The organism is Modestobacter sp. KNN46-3 (genome assembly GCF_011039295.1).
Window position 1 is genome coordinate 1 of record NZ_JAAKGN010000116.1, and the last position, 16042, is coordinate 16042.

19 protein-coding genes and 2 pseudogenes are annotated in these 16042 nt (G+C 73.7%); 10 read left to right on the forward strand and 11 right to left on the reverse strand.

The genetic code is table 11. The features are described from left to right. Nucleotides 1-348: pseudogene (locus G5C62_RS19525) on the forward strand (hypothetical protein); the annotation flags it as partial. Nucleotides 349-351: 3 nt separating this feature from the next. Here the strand turns inward: G5C62_RS19525 and cysC (G5C62_RS28205) are convergent. The 4 genes from cysC (G5C62_RS28205) to G5C62_RS19545 all read right to left on the reverse strand — a co-directional run bounded on the left by cysC (G5C62_RS28205) (nucleotide 352) and on the right by G5C62_RS19545 (nucleotide 3122). After that, nucleotides 352-1380 carry an adenylyl-sulfate kinase gene (cysC, locus tag G5C62_RS28205; protein ID WP_164702334.1) on the reverse strand — a complete coding sequence of 343 codons (1029 nt, stop codon included), beginning with the start codon at nucleotides 1378-1380 and terminating at the stop codon, nucleotides 352-354. Between the two features lie 100 nt (nucleotides 1381-1480). Further along, a complete protein-coding gene (locus tag G5C62_RS19535) occupies nucleotides 1481-1648 on the reverse strand; it encodes a hypothetical protein (RefSeq protein ID WP_156119358.1) in 168 nt (55 codons plus the stop codon). 177 nt (nucleotides 1649-1825) lie between these two features. Next, on the reverse strand, nucleotides 1826-1969 hold the full coding sequence (locus tag G5C62_RS19540; protein ID WP_156119357.1) for a hypothetical protein: 144 nt from the start codon (nucleotides 1967-1969) through the stop codon (nucleotides 1826-1828). Between the two features lie 67 nt (nucleotides 1970-2036). Next, nucleotides 2037-3122: a glycosyltransferase gene (locus tag G5C62_RS19545; protein ID WP_164702335.1), complete on the reverse strand. Its 1086-nt coding sequence runs from the start codon at nucleotides 3120-3122 to the stop codon at nucleotides 2037-2039. 162 nt (nucleotides 3123-3284) lie between these two features. Between G5C62_RS19545 and G5C62_RS19550 the strand changes: the two genes are divergently transcribed. Beyond that, nucleotides 3285-4169: an ATP-grasp fold amidoligase family protein gene (locus G5C62_RS19550; protein WP_081975650.1), complete on the forward strand. Its 885-nt coding sequence runs from the start codon at nucleotides 3285-3287 to the stop codon at nucleotides 4167-4169. Here the strand turns inward: G5C62_RS19550 and G5C62_RS19555 are convergent. Together G5C62_RS19555 and G5C62_RS19560 are read right to left on the reverse strand one after the other, a co-directional pair. Then, complete coding sequence (locus G5C62_RS19555) at nucleotides 4134-5183, reverse strand: PHP domain-containing protein (RefSeq protein ID WP_164702336.1); 1050 nt, start codon at nucleotides 5181-5183, stop codon at nucleotides 4134-4136. The genes G5C62_RS19550 and G5C62_RS19555 overlap by 36 nt on opposite strands. Nucleotides 5184-5192: 9 nt before the next feature. Next, the gene (locus G5C62_RS19560) at nucleotides 5193-5741 is read right to left on the reverse strand and encodes a DoxX family protein (RefSeq protein WP_036341328.1); all 549 of its coding nucleotides are present in this window, start codon (nucleotides 5739-5741) and stop codon (nucleotides 5193-5195) included. Nucleotides 5742-6225: 484 nt separating this feature from the next. On the opposite strand from G5C62_RS19560, the gene G5C62_RS28740 reads away from it, so the two are divergent. Further along, nucleotides 6226-6921, forward strand: coding sequence for a hypothetical protein (locus tag G5C62_RS28740; protein WP_036341322.1), 696 nt, complete (start codon nucleotides 6226-6228; stop codon nucleotides 6919-6921). Here G5C62_RS28740 and G5C62_RS19570 read toward each other — a convergent pair. Together G5C62_RS19570 and G5C62_RS19575 are read right to left on the reverse strand one after the other, a co-directional pair. Beyond that, on the reverse strand, nucleotides 6902-7438 hold the full coding sequence (locus tag G5C62_RS19570) for a hypothetical protein (RefSeq protein WP_156119356.1): 537 nt from the start codon (nucleotides 7436-7438) through the stop codon (nucleotides 6902-6904). The genes G5C62_RS28740 and G5C62_RS19570 overlap by 20 nt on opposite strands. A gap of 359 nt (nucleotides 7439-7797) precedes the next feature. Further along, nucleotides 7798-8241 carry a DUF6318 family protein gene (locus G5C62_RS19575; protein WP_164702337.1) on the reverse strand — a complete coding sequence of 148 codons (444 nt, stop codon included), beginning with the start codon at nucleotides 8239-8241 and terminating at the stop codon, nucleotides 7798-7800. Nucleotides 8242-8604: 363 nt separating this feature from the next. Here G5C62_RS19575 and G5C62_RS19580 point away from each other — a divergent pair, with 363 nt between their 5' ends. Then, nucleotides 8605-9141 (forward strand): hypothetical protein, encoded by a 537-nt coding sequence (locus tag G5C62_RS19580; RefSeq protein ID WP_156119356.1) that lies wholly within the window; start codon nucleotides 8605-8607, stop codon nucleotides 9139-9141. Here the strand turns inward: G5C62_RS19580 and G5C62_RS28745 are convergent. After that, complete coding sequence (locus tag G5C62_RS28745) at nucleotides 9122-9817, reverse strand: hypothetical protein (RefSeq protein ID WP_036341322.1); 696 nt, start codon at nucleotides 9815-9817, stop codon at nucleotides 9122-9124. The two genes, G5C62_RS19580 and G5C62_RS28745, sit on opposite strands and share 20 nt — an antisense overlap. A gap of 484 nt (nucleotides 9818-10301) precedes the next feature. Here G5C62_RS28745 and G5C62_RS19590 point away from each other — a divergent pair, with 484 nt between their 5' ends. Together G5C62_RS19590 and G5C62_RS19595 are read left to right on the forward strand one after the other, a co-directional pair. After that, complete coding sequence (locus tag G5C62_RS19590) at nucleotides 10302-10850, forward strand: DoxX family protein (protein WP_036341328.1); 549 nt, start codon at nucleotides 10302-10304, stop codon at nucleotides 10848-10850. Nucleotides 10851-10859: 9 nt separating this feature from the next. Further along, nucleotides 10860-11909: a PHP domain-containing protein gene (locus G5C62_RS19595; protein ID WP_164702336.1), complete on the forward strand. Its 1050-nt coding sequence runs from the start codon at nucleotides 10860-10862 to the stop codon at nucleotides 11907-11909. On the opposite strand, the gene G5C62_RS19600 is transcribed toward G5C62_RS19595, so the two are convergent. Then, nucleotides 11874-12758: an ATP-grasp fold amidoligase family protein gene (locus tag G5C62_RS19600; RefSeq protein ID WP_081975650.1), complete on the reverse strand. Its 885-nt coding sequence runs from the start codon at nucleotides 12756-12758 to the stop codon at nucleotides 11874-11876. The genes G5C62_RS19595 and G5C62_RS19600 overlap by 36 nt on opposite strands. A gap of 162 nt (nucleotides 12759-12920) precedes the next feature. Here G5C62_RS19600 and G5C62_RS19605 point away from each other — a divergent pair, with 162 nt between their 5' ends. The 4 genes from G5C62_RS19605 (at nucleotide 12921) to cysC (G5C62_RS28220) (ending at nucleotide 15691) form a co-directional block, all read left to right on the forward strand. Further along, entirely contained in the window at nucleotides 12921-14006 is a 1086-nt protein-coding gene (locus G5C62_RS19605; protein ID WP_164702335.1) for a glycosyltransferase, read from the forward strand. Between the two features lie 67 nt (nucleotides 14007-14073). After that, nucleotides 14074-14217: a hypothetical protein gene (locus tag G5C62_RS19610; RefSeq protein ID WP_156119357.1), complete on the forward strand. Its 144-nt coding sequence runs from the start codon at nucleotides 14074-14076 to the stop codon at nucleotides 14215-14217. 177 nt (nucleotides 14218-14394) lie between these two features. Beyond that, the gene (locus tag G5C62_RS19615) at nucleotides 14395-14562 is read left to right on the forward strand and encodes a hypothetical protein (RefSeq protein ID WP_156119358.1); all 168 of its coding nucleotides are present in this window, start codon (nucleotides 14395-14397) and stop codon (nucleotides 14560-14562) included. A gap of 100 nt (nucleotides 14563-14662) precedes the next feature. After that, nucleotides 14663-15691, forward strand: a complete 1029-nt coding sequence (cysC, locus tag G5C62_RS28220; RefSeq protein ID WP_164702334.1) for an adenylyl-sulfate kinase — start codon at nucleotides 14663-14665, stop codon at nucleotides 15689-15691. A 3-nt stretch (nucleotides 15692-15694) separates the two neighbouring features. Here cysC (G5C62_RS28220) and G5C62_RS19625 read toward each other — a convergent pair. Continuing rightward, nucleotides 15695-16042 (reverse strand): annotated as a pseudogene (locus G5C62_RS19625) (hypothetical protein); the annotation flags it as partial.

Sequence of the window (16042 nt, forward strand, 5' to 3'; positions counted from 1 at the left end):
CTCTGGTGGCTCAGCCGAACCGAGCGGCGCGACCGTCGGCGGGTGATGACCGCCTTCGCGGTCTACGCCGCAGCCGCCGTCGTCCTCTCCGGCATCTCCTCCCTCGTCGGGTCGGCGTCCGGGGCGTTCCCGTGGGCCGCCGTCGCCACGTTCGTCGAGGAGAGCGGTGAGGTCGTCGGTGCGGTGGCCGTGCTCACCGCCGTCCTCGTGGGGGTCGCCCCCCGGCTCGTGCTCCCGGCCGACTGGGCGCTCCGCCGCCGCGCCGACGCCGAGACCGTGGACGCCCCCGGCCAGCTGCCGGCCTGGCGCACCGGGCCCGACCGGCTGCCGGGCTGGCCCGGCTCCTGACCGTCAGCCCCCGATGAGGTGCGCCAGCACCCGCCGGGCGCTCTCCTCGGGGCTGGACTCCCGGGTGTCGATGGTGAGCTCGGCGTCCGTCGGCTCCTCGTAGGGGTCGCTGATCCCGGTGAAGGCGGCGATCTCCCCGCGCCGCGCCTTGGCGTACAGCCCCTTGCGGTCCCGGGCCTCGCACTCGGCGAGCGGGGTGGCCACGTGCACCAGTACGAACGACCCCGGCCCGGCCTGCTCCTCCACCAGCCGGCGGGCATCGGCGCGGGTCGCGGCGTAGGGGGCGATCGGGGCGCACACGGCCAGCCCGCCGTGCTTGGCGATCTGCGCGGCCACCCAGCCGATCCGGCGCACGTTGGTGTCCCGGTCGGCCTGGGAGAAACCGAGCCCGGCCGACAGGTGGGTGCGCACCTCGTCGCCGTCCAGCAGCGTGACCGTCCGGCCGGCCTCCAGGAGCAGCTCCACCAGGCGCCCGGCGATCGTCGACTTCCCGGCGCCGGACAGCCCGGTGAACATCACCACCCGGCCACCGGTGCGCAGCGGCGCCTCGTCCGTCCGGCTGCCCAGCAGCTCGGCGCCGTAGGCGGCGGCGACCTCGGCCCAGCCGGCCTCCGGCGCGCGCGCGGTCACCGGCACGGGGACGACGACCAGCTCGCGCCCCTCGGCCCACCCGGCCCAGGCAGCAGCACCCAGCGACAGCGCCGCCGAGTCCGGGGAGGTGCCGGCCGCGGGGAGCAGCACCAGCAACCGCTCGGGCAGCTCCGTCCCGTCGGCCGGTGGGCTGCCCACCCAGGCCCGCGGCGCCGGCCAGCCCCGCTGTGCCAGCTCGGTGCGGACGGCGGACGGGGCGCGCCAGCGGGGGATCTCCCGGACGGTCAGCCCGCCGTCGTCCCGGGTGGCGACCAGCACGCCCTCGGCGTCCTCCAGCTCGGCGGCCGGGGGGACGGCGGGCGCGCCGGCCACGAGGTCGAAGCCGTACCGCGCGAGTGCGGCGAGCTCGGTGTCGGTGAGTCGGGCCCGCGTCTGTGCCATGCAGGGAGTCTGGCAAGCACCGTGCGGCCGGACCGAACCGGTCGGGACGTCACCGGTCGGGACCGTCACCGGTCGGGGCGTCGCCCGGCCGGGGGCGCCGTCACATGCCGGGGCGGACGACCCCGCAGCGACAGGCGTAGAGCGACGCACCGCTGAACGGGTCGTCACCGGTGCGCCGGTACCGGTGCAGGTGCACCGGCGAGGGCCGGCTGCTGCCGGGCCGCAGGCCGACGGCCGAGCCGGGGGGTGGCGATGCGAGGAAGCGCACGCGCCGAGTGTGGAGCCCACCGGCCCGCGGCGGAAGGGCACCGAGCGTCAACAGTCGATGAACTCCGTCACTCGCCCGGGGCGACCCGGACGGGTGCCGGTCGGCCGGGTCGTCACCGACCGTGGTGCGGCCGACCAGCCCCTCCGCGACGCCCGGTCGCTGCGGAGGCGGCAGGGGTCAGCGGGTCGCAGTCCCGACCGGGTCGCGCGGGGTGCGCTCGTCCGCGGCCCGCTGGGCGGCGAAACCGGACTGCAGGGCGTCGGCGAGCGAGCGGGCGGAGTGGACGGGGCCGGCGACCGGAGCGTGTGCAGTACGCGTCATGGCGGAGAAGCTAGGGCGCGGCTGTGGTGCAGCGAACAGCGACACACGGTCGGCGTCCGTTGCGAGTTCATGACGGGTGCACACCCGTCACATCGGGCAGACGATCACCCAGCGCAGCGTCCAACCAGGCGTTCGTTCGTCGGTCCCAGGTGCGTTCGGCGGCCCAGCGGACCCGATCGAGGGCCCAGCCCGCCGGCTCGTCGGCGGCGGCCTCCATCGCCGCGGCCATCTCCGCCGCCCCGTCCACGACGTAGCTGTGCGGCGGTGCGTCGCTGGAGTGCTCCAGGTGGCCGGCGCTGGCCACCACCGGGACGCCCCGCGCGCAGTAGTCGTAGGTCTTCATCGACGACTGGCCCAGCGCCCGGCTGGCCACGTCGGGCACCAGGGCCACGGCCGCGGAGTCGAGCACCGCGGGCAGCTCCGCGCGGGAGACCGGCCCGGCGTACCGGAACCGCCCCCCGGTCTCCTGCTCCAGCGCCAGGAAGCGCTCGGCCGCGGCGCCCGCCCGCAGTGGGAAGACCAGCTGCCCGTGGACGGTGAGCGTCCACTCCGGCAGCAGGGTGAGCACCGCGCGCACCAGGTCGACGTCGAACCGCTCGGCGACGCTCCCGACGTAGACCGCGTGCCGCGCCCGCCGCTCCACCGACCGGGGCGCGTCCAGGAGGGCCGCGTCGGTGCCGTTGGGGACGACGACCGGGGCGCGCCCCGGGAACAGGTCGGCGAGGACCTGGTTCACCACGATCACCTCGTCGGCCTCGTCGGCGATCCGGCGGAGCTGCTCGCGGAGCCCCCGGGCCTGCGGCAGCAGCCGGGCCCAGTCGTCGGTGCAGTCGAACACCGCCCGGCCGCCGATCGAGCGGGCCGCCCGCCACTCCCACGGCAGCATGAAGACCGTCAGCGCCTCCTGCCAGGAGGAACGGCGCAGGAAGCGGCCGAGCAGGGCGGCGTCGACCCGTTCGGCCACCGGCCCCCGCAGCCCGGGCAGCACCGTCGAGCGCTCGGAGACGGTGATCCCCGGCGCCACCTCGGCGAACCGGCCGGCGGGCAGGTGCTGCCACCAGTTGCCGGGGTCGCTGCGCAGCCGTCGCCAGTCGGCGGGTGCCTGGACGAACCGGATCGGCACCCCCCGGTGGGCCAGCTCGGTGGCGATCATGTGCTCGCGCCGGATGGCGGGGTGCCAGGGGTCCTTGGCGACGAAGCCGACGCCGGCGGGCGACTCGGGGAAGGGCGTCGGGCTCAGTGCAGGTCTCCTGGCGTGGTCACTGCTCGACCCTAGGAGTCGCCCTCGGCGGCCGCTGCACCAGACTCTCCGGTCGTGGCAGGAAGGTGGGCAGCAGAGCGGGTGTCCCCGGCCGTCGTCCGCCGGCTGCCGCTGGCCGCCAAGCGCGCGGTGCTGTACCGGCAGGCCCACGGACGCCCGCCGGCCCGCCCGCCGCAGACGTTCACCGAGAAGGTCAACTGGCGGGTGGTGCACGACCGGCGGCCGCTGATCGGGCAGCTGGGCGACAAGCTGGCGATGAAGCGCTACGCCGCCGCGGTGCTCCCCACGCTGGCCGTGCCGCGGGTGCTGTGGGCGGGCGTGGACGTCGCCGACCTGTCCCGGGTCGACCTGCCCGACCGCTGGGTGCTCAAGCCCAACCACGGGACGATGCGGGTGCACGTCGGCGCCGGGCGCCCGGACGTCGACCAGCTGCGCCGGGTCACCGCGGGGTGGCTGGACGAGCCGCTGTACCGGGACCGCGGCGAGTGGGTCTACCGCCAGGCGCGGCGGATGCTGCTGGTCGAGGAGTTCCTCGGCCCGGCCGACGAGGTGCCGGCCGACCACAAGCTGTTCGTCTTCGACGGCCGGCTGCGGCTGGTCCAGGTGGACACCGGGCGGTTCGGTGCGCACCGGCGGCGGCTGTACACCCCGGACTGGACGCCGGTCGACGTCGACGAGGCGGTCGCCGCCGGCCCGGTGACCGCGCCGCCCGCATCGCTGCCGCAGCTGACCGAGGTCGCCGAGGCGCTGGGTGCGGAGTTCGACTTCGTCCGGGTCGACCTGTACGACGTCGCCGGCCGGGTCTGGTTCGGCGAGCTCACGCCCTACCCCGGCGGCGGACTGGACCGCTTCGACCCGGCGCTGGACGTGCTGCTGGGCTCGATGTGGCGGCTGCCGTCGCGCTCAGCCGTGCGTGCGGGCCAGCAGCTCCTCCGCTGAACGGGTGTTGACCACCCGGTCGGCCGGGACCCCGCACTCCACCGCCCGGGCGCAGCCGGCGTCCTGCCAGTCGAGCTGACCGGGGGCGTGGGCGTCGGTGTCGATGGCGAAGTCGCAGCCCAGCTCCACGGCTCGGCTGAGCAGCCACCGGGGCGGGTCGAGGCGCTCGGGACGGGAGTTGATCTCCACCGCCGTCCCGTGCTCGACACAGGCCCGGAAGACGGCGTCGGCGTCGAACTCGCTCTCCGGCCGGGGGCGCTGGGTGCCGTTGCGCTGCTTGCGGCCGATGACCAGCCGGCCCGTGCAGTGCCCGAGGACGTCGGTGTGCGGGTTGGCGACCGCGGCCAGCATCCGCTCGGTCATCTGGGCACGGGGTGCCCGGAGCTCGGAGTGCACGCTCGCGACGACGACGTCCAGCCGGCCCAGCAGTTCGTCGGTCTGGTCCAGGGAGCCGTCGACGAGGATGTCGCACTCGATGCCGGTGAGGATGCGGAAGGGCGCCAGCTCCTCGTTGAGTGCGGCGACCACGTCCAGCTGCTGCTCCAGCCGTTCGGGGGTGAGGCCGTTGGCCACGGTGAGCCGGGGGGAGTGGTCGGTCAGGGCGAGGTACTCGTGGCCGATGCCGATCGCGGCCTCGGCCATCTCGCGGATGGGGCTGCCGCCGTCGGACCAGTCGGAGTGGGCGTGCAGGTCGCCCTTGAGCGCGGCCCGCAGCGCCGCGGCGTCGTCGGCCAGCGGGGTCAGCTCGGCGTGCGCCTCCTCGAGCTTGGCCAGGTAGGCCGGCAGCTCGCCCCGATGGGCCTCGAGGACGACCGTGGCGGTCTTGTCGCCGATGCCCTTGAGATCGGTGAGGGTCCGGGTCGCGATCCGGCGGTCGAGCTCGGCGTCGTCCAGGGCGGCGACGACGGTGGCCGCCGTCCGGAAGGCCTGGACGCGGTACGACGGCTCGCGGGCGCGTTCCAGGAGGAAGGCGATCCTCCGGAGCGCGCCCGCGGGCGTGAGTGCCGTGCTCATGCGGTCAGCTCAGTGCGTGAGCTTCTTCGCCTGCTTGGTGGCCCGCTTCTGCGCCTTGGCGGCCCGCTTCGAGGCCTTGGTGTAGCTGGCCTCGGCTGCGGCGGCCGCCATGCCGGCGGTGCGCTTGGCGCGCCAGCCCACCGACGGCTTGCCCTCGGTGTCGACGGCGGCGAGCAGCAGGCCGCCCATGATGCCGACGTTCTTGACGAAGTTGCTGGTCTGCCCGAAGCGCTCCTTGGGGTCCTCGTGCTCCCAGAAGCGGTGGCCGGCCAGCGTGGTGGGCACCAGTGAGGTGGCCAGCGCGAGGGCGGAGAAGCGGGGGAACCGGCCGAGGGCCAGCAGCGAGCCGGCGCCCACGTGCACCCCGGCGTTGATCTTGACCCACTGCTCGACGTCGCGAGGGACCTCGACGGGGAGCTGCTTGTCAGCGATCTCGGTGATCTGTTCGACGATCGGTGCTGCACCGGGCACGCGCGACTGCGGGTTCCGGAGGGTGTTGATCCCCCCGTAGATGAACGTGGCGGCGAGCATCGGCCGGGCGATCCGGCGGACCAACATCTGGAACCTCTTCCCATCGGTGACGTCAGCGGTGCAGTGCCCTGGTCAGCGCCAGGACAACCGCTGCATCGGAACCGTAGTGAGAAGTGACGATCACCGCTGGTCGAGCGGCTGCGGCCGCCCGTCGGCTCGGTCCCCGCGAGGGGACCGGGGTCAGTGGCTGGGCTGCGGGCTGCGTGCGCCCAGGATGTCGGCGACCGTCAGGTCGGCCGGCAGCCCGGCCAGGTGGTCGGTGAACGGGGCACGCTCATCGGCCATGCGGACGCACCCGCCGATGACGAGTGCGACGACTCCGGACACGGCGGCCCACGACAGGGCGACGACAGCGACGATCACATGTACTTCGTACTGGTCAGAGGCGGCGGTCAGGCCGCTGTTCGCACGGCAGAACCTGACCAACGTCGGTGATCGTCGTTGGGGGATCGCGCACGGAGGACGCCCGGCGGTCGTGCGGATGACACAGGTGGGTCGGGAGGATGGTCCTGTGACGGGCGAGGTGTCGGGAGCGCGGCCGGCACCGTCGGACGAGCGCCCGCGTCCGGCCCGCTGGGTGCTGGCCCCGGCGTCGGTCGGGGGGCTGCTGTTCACCGTCGGGCTGCTGGTCGAGGTGCGCTGTGCGGTCGGCCGGTGCCCGGCCGCCGGGTGGTCCCGGTTCGTCGCGCTGGACGGGGCGGGTGCGCTGCCGCGGTTGTTCACGGCTGCGGTGTTCTTGGCCGTCGGGCTGCTGGCCGCGCTCGCCGCCGTCCGGTCGACGGGGTGGGCGCGGTGGTGGTGGGCGGCGGTCGTGGGTGTCGGCGTCGTGCTCGGGACGGCGAAGGCGGTCAGCGCCTCGTCGACGGTGGAGCAGGGCGGCGGCAGGTACACGACGCTGGTCGGGGGCGTGCTGCTGTCGGTGATCGGTCTGCCGCTGCTGTGGCGGGCCGGACGGCGCTGGGCGGTGCGCGGCGCGACCCCGGTGACCCTGGCGTTGGCCGGCTGCGCGGTCGCGGTGTTGGGGCTGGACCAGGTGACCGAGGCGGTGAGGTCGGTGTCGTCCTCGCCGGTGGCGCTTGCGGTGGCGACGTACGTGGAGGAGGGCGGGGAGGCGGTGGCCGCCCTGCTGCTGCTGGCCGCGACGTCGGCGTGGCGGCCTCGGCGGGTGATCGATGCCCCGGGGGGCGTCAGTCGTAGGGGCTGGTGAGGACCGAGCGGGCCTGGCGGACGGTGAAGGTGGCCGGCGCACCGTCGGTGGTCGTGGTGCCGGGGACGTCGGCGCTGACCCCGCCGTCGACCGAGTAGGTCGCGCCCCAGGTGGTGGTGAGGGAGGCCGTGTAGGTGCCCGAGGAGTACTCGTGGCTGATCGTGTGGTCGGGGTAGGGGGCGCCCGGGTCGGTGGTGGTCAGGGTCGTCCCGTCGCCGGTGCGCCAGGTGTAGCTCACCGCGTTCGCTGTGATCAGGACGTCGAACCCGCGGATGTCGACCGTGAAGGTCTGGGTCGTCGGACTGTCGGTGAAGAAGATGACCGGCAGGCCGACCAGCGCCTCGCCCGGTGGCTGCTGGCGGGTGGTCAGCTGGGGGAGTGGCAGCGTCTCGAAGTAGCGGAAGACCTCCGCCGGCGACGGCGGCGGATTCAGATCCGTGACATCGACGCAGGCGCTAGCGACGGTGCCCCAAGGGCCGTAACCCGTGCCGGGAGCGTTTTCGGCCTCCGGAGACACGCCGTCGACTGCGAGTCCATCCGCCTGAGCCAGCCGTTGCCTTTGGATGACGTAAACGCTGATGAGGCGACCAGGACTGGTTGGGCAGTCGACCTCCGTGCCAGTACACCCACCCAGGTTAGGGTCATCCAACTGGCACGGAGTTCGCAATCTCCACTGGTAGAGAAGGGGCTCGGCTGGGGTGGTGTTCGAGGCGATGTAAAGGCCATCGGTCGGTCCAGTGACGTCGACAGCGGATATGGCGACAGCGCCGCCGGTGAGCTCTGTGCTGGTGCATCCAATGTTCCGGCATGGCGCAGCCGCTGCTGAGGATGTTGGCAGGAAGCTAGCCGCAACAATCACCGCTGCGGCTAGCGTCCCTAATTGACGTCCCACTGCGTCAAGATCCACGTGCTGTCGGTCGAAGCCCAAGTGAGAATGGCTCCGCTGGTCAGCGACTCTGCAGGCGCGCTAAGATCGTCGATTCGTGATCCACCCGGCCCTTCAACGTTCAAAGCGGCCTGATTAATGGAGAACGCGCCTTCAACTTTGAAGTCGCGTACGTCTCCGAAGGAAGCGCTGCTGACGCTCACTTCGCCACCCTCGTACGTGTACCCAGCGGCCTTATCTTCGCGGATGTTCGCGATGAGTGAGTCGCATAGTGAGCAGTCTTGGCTGAACTGGTCCAGGTAAGTGGGGTCCATCGACGACTGTGCGGCGTTGTAGACGTCCATGTAGTACCGGATGAATGCTGCTGCGCCGGCGGGGGTCTGCTCGCGGGCTTCGGCCGACAGCACGTGGATCTTGACGCAGTGGGACGTCAATTAGGGACGCTAGCCGCAGCGGTGATTGTTGCGGCTAGCTTCCTGCCAACATCCTCAGCAGCGGCTGCGCCATGCCGGAACATTGGATGCACCAGCACAGAGCTCACCGGCGGCGCTGTCGCCATATCCGCTGTCGACGTCACTGGACCGACCGATGGCCTTTACATCGCCTCGAACACCACCCCAGCCGAGCCCCTTCTCTACCAGTGGAGATTGCGAACTCCGTGCCAGTTGGATGACCCTAACCTGGGTGGGTGTACTGGCACGGAGGTCGACTGCCCAACCAGTCCTGGTCGCCTCATCAGCGTTTACGTCATCCAAAGGCAACGGCTGGCTCAGGCGGATGGACTCGCAGTCGACGGCGTGTCTCCGGAGGCCGAAAACGCTCCCGGCACGGGTTACGGCCCTTGGGGCACCGTCGCTAGCGCCTGCGTCGATGTCACGGATCTGAATCCGCCGCCGTCGCCGGCGGAGGTCTTCCGCTACTTCGAGACGCTGCCACTCCCCCAGCTGACCACCCGCCAGCAGCCACCGGGCGAGGCGCTGGTCGGCCTGCCGGTCATCTTCTTCACCGACAGTCCGACGACCCAGACCTTCACGGTCGACATCCGCGGGTTCGACGTCCTGATCACAGCGAACGCGGTGAGCTACACCTGGCGCACCGGCGACGGGACGACCCTGACCACCACCGACCCGGGCGCCCCCTACCCCGACCACACGATCAGCCACGAGTACTCCTCGGGCACCTACACGGCCTCCCTCACCACCACCTGGGGCGCGACCTACTCGGTCGACGGCGGGGTCAGCGCCGACGTCCCCGGCACCACGACCACCGACGGTGCGCCGGCCACCTTCACCGTCCGCCAGGCCCGCTCGGTCCTCACCAGCCCCTACGACTGACGCCCCCCGGGGCATCGATCACCCGCCGAGGCCGCCACGCCGACGTCGCGGCCAGCAGCAGCAGGGCGGCCACCGCCTCCCCGCCCTCCTCCACGTACGTCGCCACCGCAAGCGCCACCGGCGAGGACGACACCGACCTCACCGCCTCGGTCACCTGGTCCAGCCCCAACACCGCGACCGCGCAGCCGGCCAACGCCAGGGTCACCGGGGTCGCGCCGCGCACCGCCCAGCGCCGTCCGGCCCGCCACAGCAGCGGCAGACCGATCACCGACAGCAGCACGCCCCCGACCAGCGTCGTGTACCTGCCGCCGCCCTGCTCCACCGTCGACGAGGCGCTGACCGCCTTCGCCGTCCCGAGCACGACGCCGACACCCACGACCGCCGCCCACCACCACCGCGCCCACCCCGTCGACCGGACGGCGGCGAGCGCGGCCAGCAGCCCGACGGCCAAGAACACCGCAGCCGTGAACAACCGCGGCAGCGCACCCGCCCCGTCCAGCGCGACGAACCGGGACCACCCGGCGGCCGGGCACCGGCCGACCGCACAGCGCACCTCGACCAGCAGCCCGACGGTGAACAGCAGCCCCCCGACCGACGCCGGGGCCAGCACCCAGCGGGCCGGACGCGGGCGCTCGTCCGACGGTGCCGGCCGCGCTCCCGACACCTCGCCCGTCACAGGACCATCCTCCCGACCCACCTGTGTCATCCGCACGACCGCCGGGCGTCCTCCGTGCGCGATCCCCCAACGACGATCACCGACGTTGGTCAGGTTCTGCCGTGCGAACAGCGGCCTGACCGCCGCCTCTGACCAGTACGAAGTACATGTGATCGTCGCTGTCGTCGCCCTGTCGTGGGCCGCCGTGTCCGGAGTCGTCGCACTCGTCATCGGCGGGTGCGTCCGCATGGCCGATGAGCGTGCCCCGTTCACCGACCACCTGGCCGGGCTGCCGGCCGACCTGACGGTCGCCGACATCCTGGGCGCACGCAGCCCGCAGCCCAGCCACTGACCCCGGTCCCCTCGCGGGGACCGAGCCGACGGGCGGCCGCAGCCGCTCGACCAGCGGTGATCGTCACTTCTCACTACGGTTCCGATGCAGCGGTTGTCCTGGCGCTGACCAGGGCACTGCACCGCTGACGTCACCGATGGGAAGAGGTTCCAGATGTTGGTCCGCCGGATCGCCCGGCCGATGCTCGCCGCCACGTTCATCTACGGGGGGATCAACACCCTCCGGAACCCGCAGTCGCGCGTGCCCGGTGCAGCACCGATCGTCGAACAGATCACCGAGATCGCTGACAAGCAGCTCCCCGTCGAGGTCCCTCGCGACGTCGAGCAGTGGGTCAAGATCAACGCCGGGGTGCACGTGGGCGCCGGCTCGCTGCTGGCCCTCGGCCGGTTCCCCCGCTTCTCCGCCCTCGCGCTGGCCACCTCACTGGTGCCCACCACGCTGGCCGGCCACCGCTTCTGGGAGCACGAGGACCCCAAGGAGCGCTTCGGGCAGACCAGCAACTTCGTCAAGAACGTCGGCATCATGGGCGGCCTGCTGCTCGCCGCCGTCGACACCGAGGGCAAGCCGTCGGTGGGCTGGCGCGCCAAGCGCACCGCCGGCATGGCGGCCGCCGCAGCCGAGGCCAGCTACACCAAGGCCTCGAAGCGGGCCGCCAAGGCGCAGAAGCGGGCCACCAAGCAGGCGAAGAAGCTCACGCACTGAGCTGACCGCATGAGCACGGCACTCACGCCCGCGGGCGCGCTCCGGAGGATCGCCTTCCTCCTGGAACGCGCCCGCGAGCCGTCGTACCGCGTCCAGGCCTTCCGGACGGCGGCCACCGTCGTCGCCGCCCTGGACGACGCCGAGCTCGACCGCCGGATCGCGACCCGGACCCTCACCGATCTCAAGGGCATCGGCGACAAGACCGCCACGGTCGTCCTCGAGGCCCATCGGGGCGAGCTGCCGGCCTACCTGGCCAAGCTCGAGGAGGCGCACGCCGAGCTGACCCCGCTGGCCGACGACGCCGCGGCGCTGCGGGCCGCGCTCAAGGGCGACCTGCACGCCCACTCCGACTGGTCCGACGGCGGCAGCCCCATCCGCGAGATGGCCGAGGCCGCGATCGGCATCGGCCACGAGTACCTCGCCCTGACCGACCACTCCCCCCGGCTCACCGTGGCCAACGGCCTCACCCCCGAACGGCTGGAGCAGCAGCTGGACGTGGTCGCCGCACTCAACGAGGAGCTGGCGCCCTTCCGCATCCTCACCGGCATCGAGTGCGACATCCTCGTCGACGGCTCCCTGGACCAGACCGACGAACTGCTGGGCCGGCTGGACGTCGTCGTCGCGAGCGTGCACTCCGAGCTCCGGGCACCCCGTGCCCAGATGACCGAGCGGATGCTGGCCGCGGTCGCCAACCCGCACACCGACGTCCTCGGGCACTGCACGGGCCGGCTGGTCATCGGCCGCAAGCAGCGCAACGGCACCCAGCGCCCCCGGCCGGAGAGCGAGTTCGACGCCGACGCCGTCTTCCGGGCCTGTGTCGAGCACGGGACGGCGGTGGAGATCAACTCCCGTCCCGAGCGCCTCGACCCGCCCCGGTGGCTGCTCAGCCGAGCCGTGGAGCTGGGCTGCGACTTCGCCATCGACACCGACGCCCACGCCCCCGGTCAGCTCGACTGGCAGGACGCCGGCTGCGCCCGGGCGGTGGAGTGCGGGGTCCCGGCCGACCGGGTGGTCAACACCCGTTCAGCGGAGGAGCTGCTGGCCCGCACGCACGGCTGAGCGCGACGGCAGCCGCCACATCGAGCCCAGCAGCACGTCCAGCGCCGGGTCGAAGCGGTCCAGTCCGCCGCCGGGGTAGGGCGTGAGCTCGCCGAACCAGACCCGGCCGGCGACGTCGTACAGGTCGACCCGGACGAAGTCGAACTCCGCACCCAGCGCCTCGGCGACCTCGGTCAGCTGCGGCAGCGATGCGGGCGGCGCGGTCACCGGGCCGGCGGCGACCGCCTCGTCGACGTCGACCGGCGTCCAGTCCGGGGTGTACAGCCGCCGCCGGTGCGCACCGAACCGCCCGGTGTCCACCTGGACCAGCCGCAGCCGGCCGTCGAAGACGAACAGCTTGTGGTCGGCCGGCACCTCGTCGGCCGGGCCGAGGAACTCCTCGACCAGCAGCATCCGCCGCGCCTGGCGGTAGACCCACTCGCCGCGGTCCCGGTACAGCGGCTCGTCCAGCCACCCCGCGGTGACCCGGCGCAGCTGGTCGACGTCCGGGCGCCCGGCGCCGACGTGCACCCGCATCGTCCCGTGGTTGGGCTTGAGCACCCAGCGGTCGGGCAGGTCGACCCGGGACAGGTCGGCGACGTCCACGCCCGCCCACAGCACCCGCGGCACGGCCAGCGTGGGGAGCACCGCGGCGGCGTAGCGCTTCATCGCCAGCTTGTCGCCCAGCTGCCCGATCAGCGGCCGCCGGTCGTGCACCACCCGCCAGTTGACCTTCTCGGTGAACGTCTGCGGCGGGCGGGCCGGCGGGCGTCCGTGGGCCTGCCGGTACAGCACCGCGCGCTTGGCGGCCAGCGGCAGCCGGCGGACGACGGCCGGGGACACCCGCTCTGCTGCCCACCTTCCTGCCACGACCGGAGAGTCTGGTGCAGCGGCCGCCGAGGGCGACTCCTAGGGTCGAGCAGTGACCACGCCAGGAGACCTGCACTGAGCCCGACGCCCTTCCCCGAGTCGCCCGCCGGCGTCGGCTTCGTCGCCAAGGACCCCTGGCACCCCGCCATCCGGCGCGAGCACATGATCGCCACCGAGCTGGCCCACCGGGGGGTGCCGATCCGGTTCGTCCAGGCACCCGCCGACTGGCGACGGCTGCGCAGCGACCCCGGCAACTGGTGGCAGCACCTGCCCGCCGGCCGGTTCGCCGAGGTGGCGCCGGGGATCACCGTCTCCGAGCGCTCGACGGTGCTGCCCGGGCTGCGGGGGCCGGTGGCCGAACGGGTCGACGCCGCCCTGCTCGGCCGCTTCCTGCGCCGTTCCTCCTGGCAGGAGGCGCTGACGGTCTTCATGCTGCCGTGGGAGTGGCGGGCGGCCCGCTCGATCGGCGGCCGGGCGGTGTTCGACTGCACCGACGACTGGGCCCGGCTGCTGCCGCAGGCCCGGGGGCTCCGCGAGCAGCTCCGCCGGATCGCCGACGAGGCCGACGAGGTGATCGTGGTGAACCAGGTCCTCGCCGACCTGTTCCCGGGGCGCGCCCCGGTCGTCGTCCCCAACGGCACCGACGCGGCCCTCCTGGACGCGCCCCGGTCGGTGGAGCGGCGGGCGCGGCACGCGGTCTACGTCGGGAGCGTCGCCGAGCGGTTCGACGTCGACCTGGTGCGCGCGGTGCTCACCCTGCTGCCGGAGTGGACGCTCACCGTCCACGGGCAGCTGGTCTTCCCACTGCGGGCGGGCGCCGCGGCCGAGCGCTTCCTGGCGCTGGAGCAGGAGACCGGGGGGCGGTTCCGGTACGCCGGGCCGGTCTCCCGCGCGGAGCTGCCCGCGGTGCTCGACTCCGCGGCCGTGGCCCTGGTGCCCGACGTGGCCAGCCGGGCGCTGGGCCAGTCGTCGATGAAGACCTACGACTACTGCGCGCGGGGCGTCCCGGTGGTGGCCAGCGCCGGCCACCTGGAGCACTCCAGCGACGCACCGCCGCACAGCTACGTCGTGGACGGGGCGGCGGAGATGGCCGCGGCGATGGAGGCCGCCGCCGACGAGCCGGCGGGCTGGGCCCTCGATCGGGTCCGCTGGGCCGCCGAACGCACCTGGGACCGACGAACGAACGCCTGGTTGGACGCTGCGCTGGGTGATCGTCTGCCCGATGTGACGGGTGTGCACCCGTCATGAACTCGCAACGGACGCCGACCGTGTGTCGCTGTTCGCTGCACCACAGCCGCGCCCTAGCTTCTCCGCCATGACGCGTACTGCACACGCTCCGGTCGCCGGCCCCGTCCACTCCGCCCGCTCGCTCGCCGACGCCCTGCAGTCCGGTTTCGCCGCCCAGCGGGCCGCGGACGAGCGCACCCCGCGCGACCCGGTCGGGACTGCGACCCGCTGACCCCTGCCGCCTCCGCAGCGACCGGGCGTCGCGGAGGGGCTGGTCGGCCGCACCACGGTCGGTGACGACCCGGCCGACCGGCACCCGTCCGGGTCGCCCCGGGCGAGTGACGGAGTTCATCGACTGTTGACGCTCGGTGCCCTTCCGCCGCGGGCCGGTGGGCTCCACACTCGGCGCGTGCGCTTCCTCGCATCGCCACCCCCCGGCTCGGCCGTCGGCCTGCGGCCCGGCAGCAGCCGGCCCTCGCCGGTGCACCTGCACCGGTACCGGCGCACCGGTGACGACCCGTTCAGCGGTGCGTCGCTCTACGCCTGTCGCTGCGGGGTCGTCCGCCCCGGCATGTGACGGCGCCCCCGGCCGGGCGACGCCCCGACCGGTGACGGTCCCGACCGGTGACGTCCCGACCGGTTCGGTCCGGCCGCACGGTGCTTGCCAGACTCCCTGCATGGCACAGACGCGGGCCCGACTCACCGACACCGAGCTCGCCGCACTCGCGCGGTACGGCTTCGACCTCGTGGCCGGCGCGCCCGCCGTCCCCCCGGCCGCCGAGCTGGAGGACGCCGAGGGCGTGCTGGTCGCCACCCGGGACGACGGCGGGCTGACCGTCCGGGAGATCCCCCGCTGGCGCGCCCCGTCCGCCGTCCGCACCGAGCTGGCACAGCGGGGCTGGCCGGCGCCGCGGGCCTGGGTGGGCAGCCCACCGGCCGACGGGACGGAGCTGCCCGAGCGGTTGCTGGTGCTGCTCCCCGCGGCCGGCACCTCCCCGGACTCGGCGGCGCTGTCGCTGGGTGCTGCTGCCTGGGCCGGGTGGGCCGAGGGGCGCGAGCTGGTCGTCGTCCCCGTGCCGGTGACCGCGCGCGCGCCGGAGGCCGGCTGGGCCGAGGTCGCCGCCGCCTACGGCGCCGAGCTGCTGGGCAGCCGGACGGACGAGGCGCCGCTGCGCACCGGTGGCCGGGTGGTGATGTTCACCGGGCTGTCCGGCGCCGGGAAGTCGACGATCGCCGGGCGCCTGGTGGAGCTGCTCCTGGAGGCCGGCCGGACGGTCACGCTGCTGGACGGCGACGAGGTGCGCACCCACCTGTCGGCCGGGCTCGGTTTCTCCCAGGCCGACCGGGACACCAACGTGCGCCGGATCGGCTGGGTGGCCGCGCAGATCGCCAAGCACGGCGGGCTGGCCGTGTGCGCCCCGATCGCCCCCTACGCCGCGACCCGCGCCGATGCCCGCCGGCTGGTGGAGGAGCAGGCCGGGCCGGGGTCGTTCGTACTGGTGCACGTGGCCACCCCGCTCGCCGAGTGCGAGGCCCGGGACCGCAAGGGGCTGTACGCCAAGGCGCGGCGCGGGGAGATCGCCGCCTTCACCGGGATCAGCGACCCCTACGAGGAGCCGACGGACGCCGAGCTCACCATCGACACCCGGGAGTCCAGCCCCGAGGAGAGCGCCCGGCGGGTGCTGGCGCACCTCATCGGGGGCTGACGGTCAGGAGCCGGGCCAGCCCGGCAGCCGGTCGGGCCCGGTGCGCCAGGCCGGCAGCTGGCCGGGGGCGTCCACGGTCTCGGCGTCGGCGCGGCGGCGGAGCGCCCAGTCGGCCGGGAGCACGAGCCGGGGGGCGACCCCCACGAGGACGGCGGTGAGCACGGCCACCGCACCGACGACCTCACCGCTCTCCTCGACGAACGTGGCGACGGCGGCCCACGGGAACGCCCCGGACGCCGACCCGACGAGGGAGGAGATGCCGGAGAGGACGACGGCGGCTGCGGCGTAGACCGCGAAGGCGGTCATCACCCGCCGACGGTCGCGCCGCTCGGTTCGGCTGAGCCACCAGAG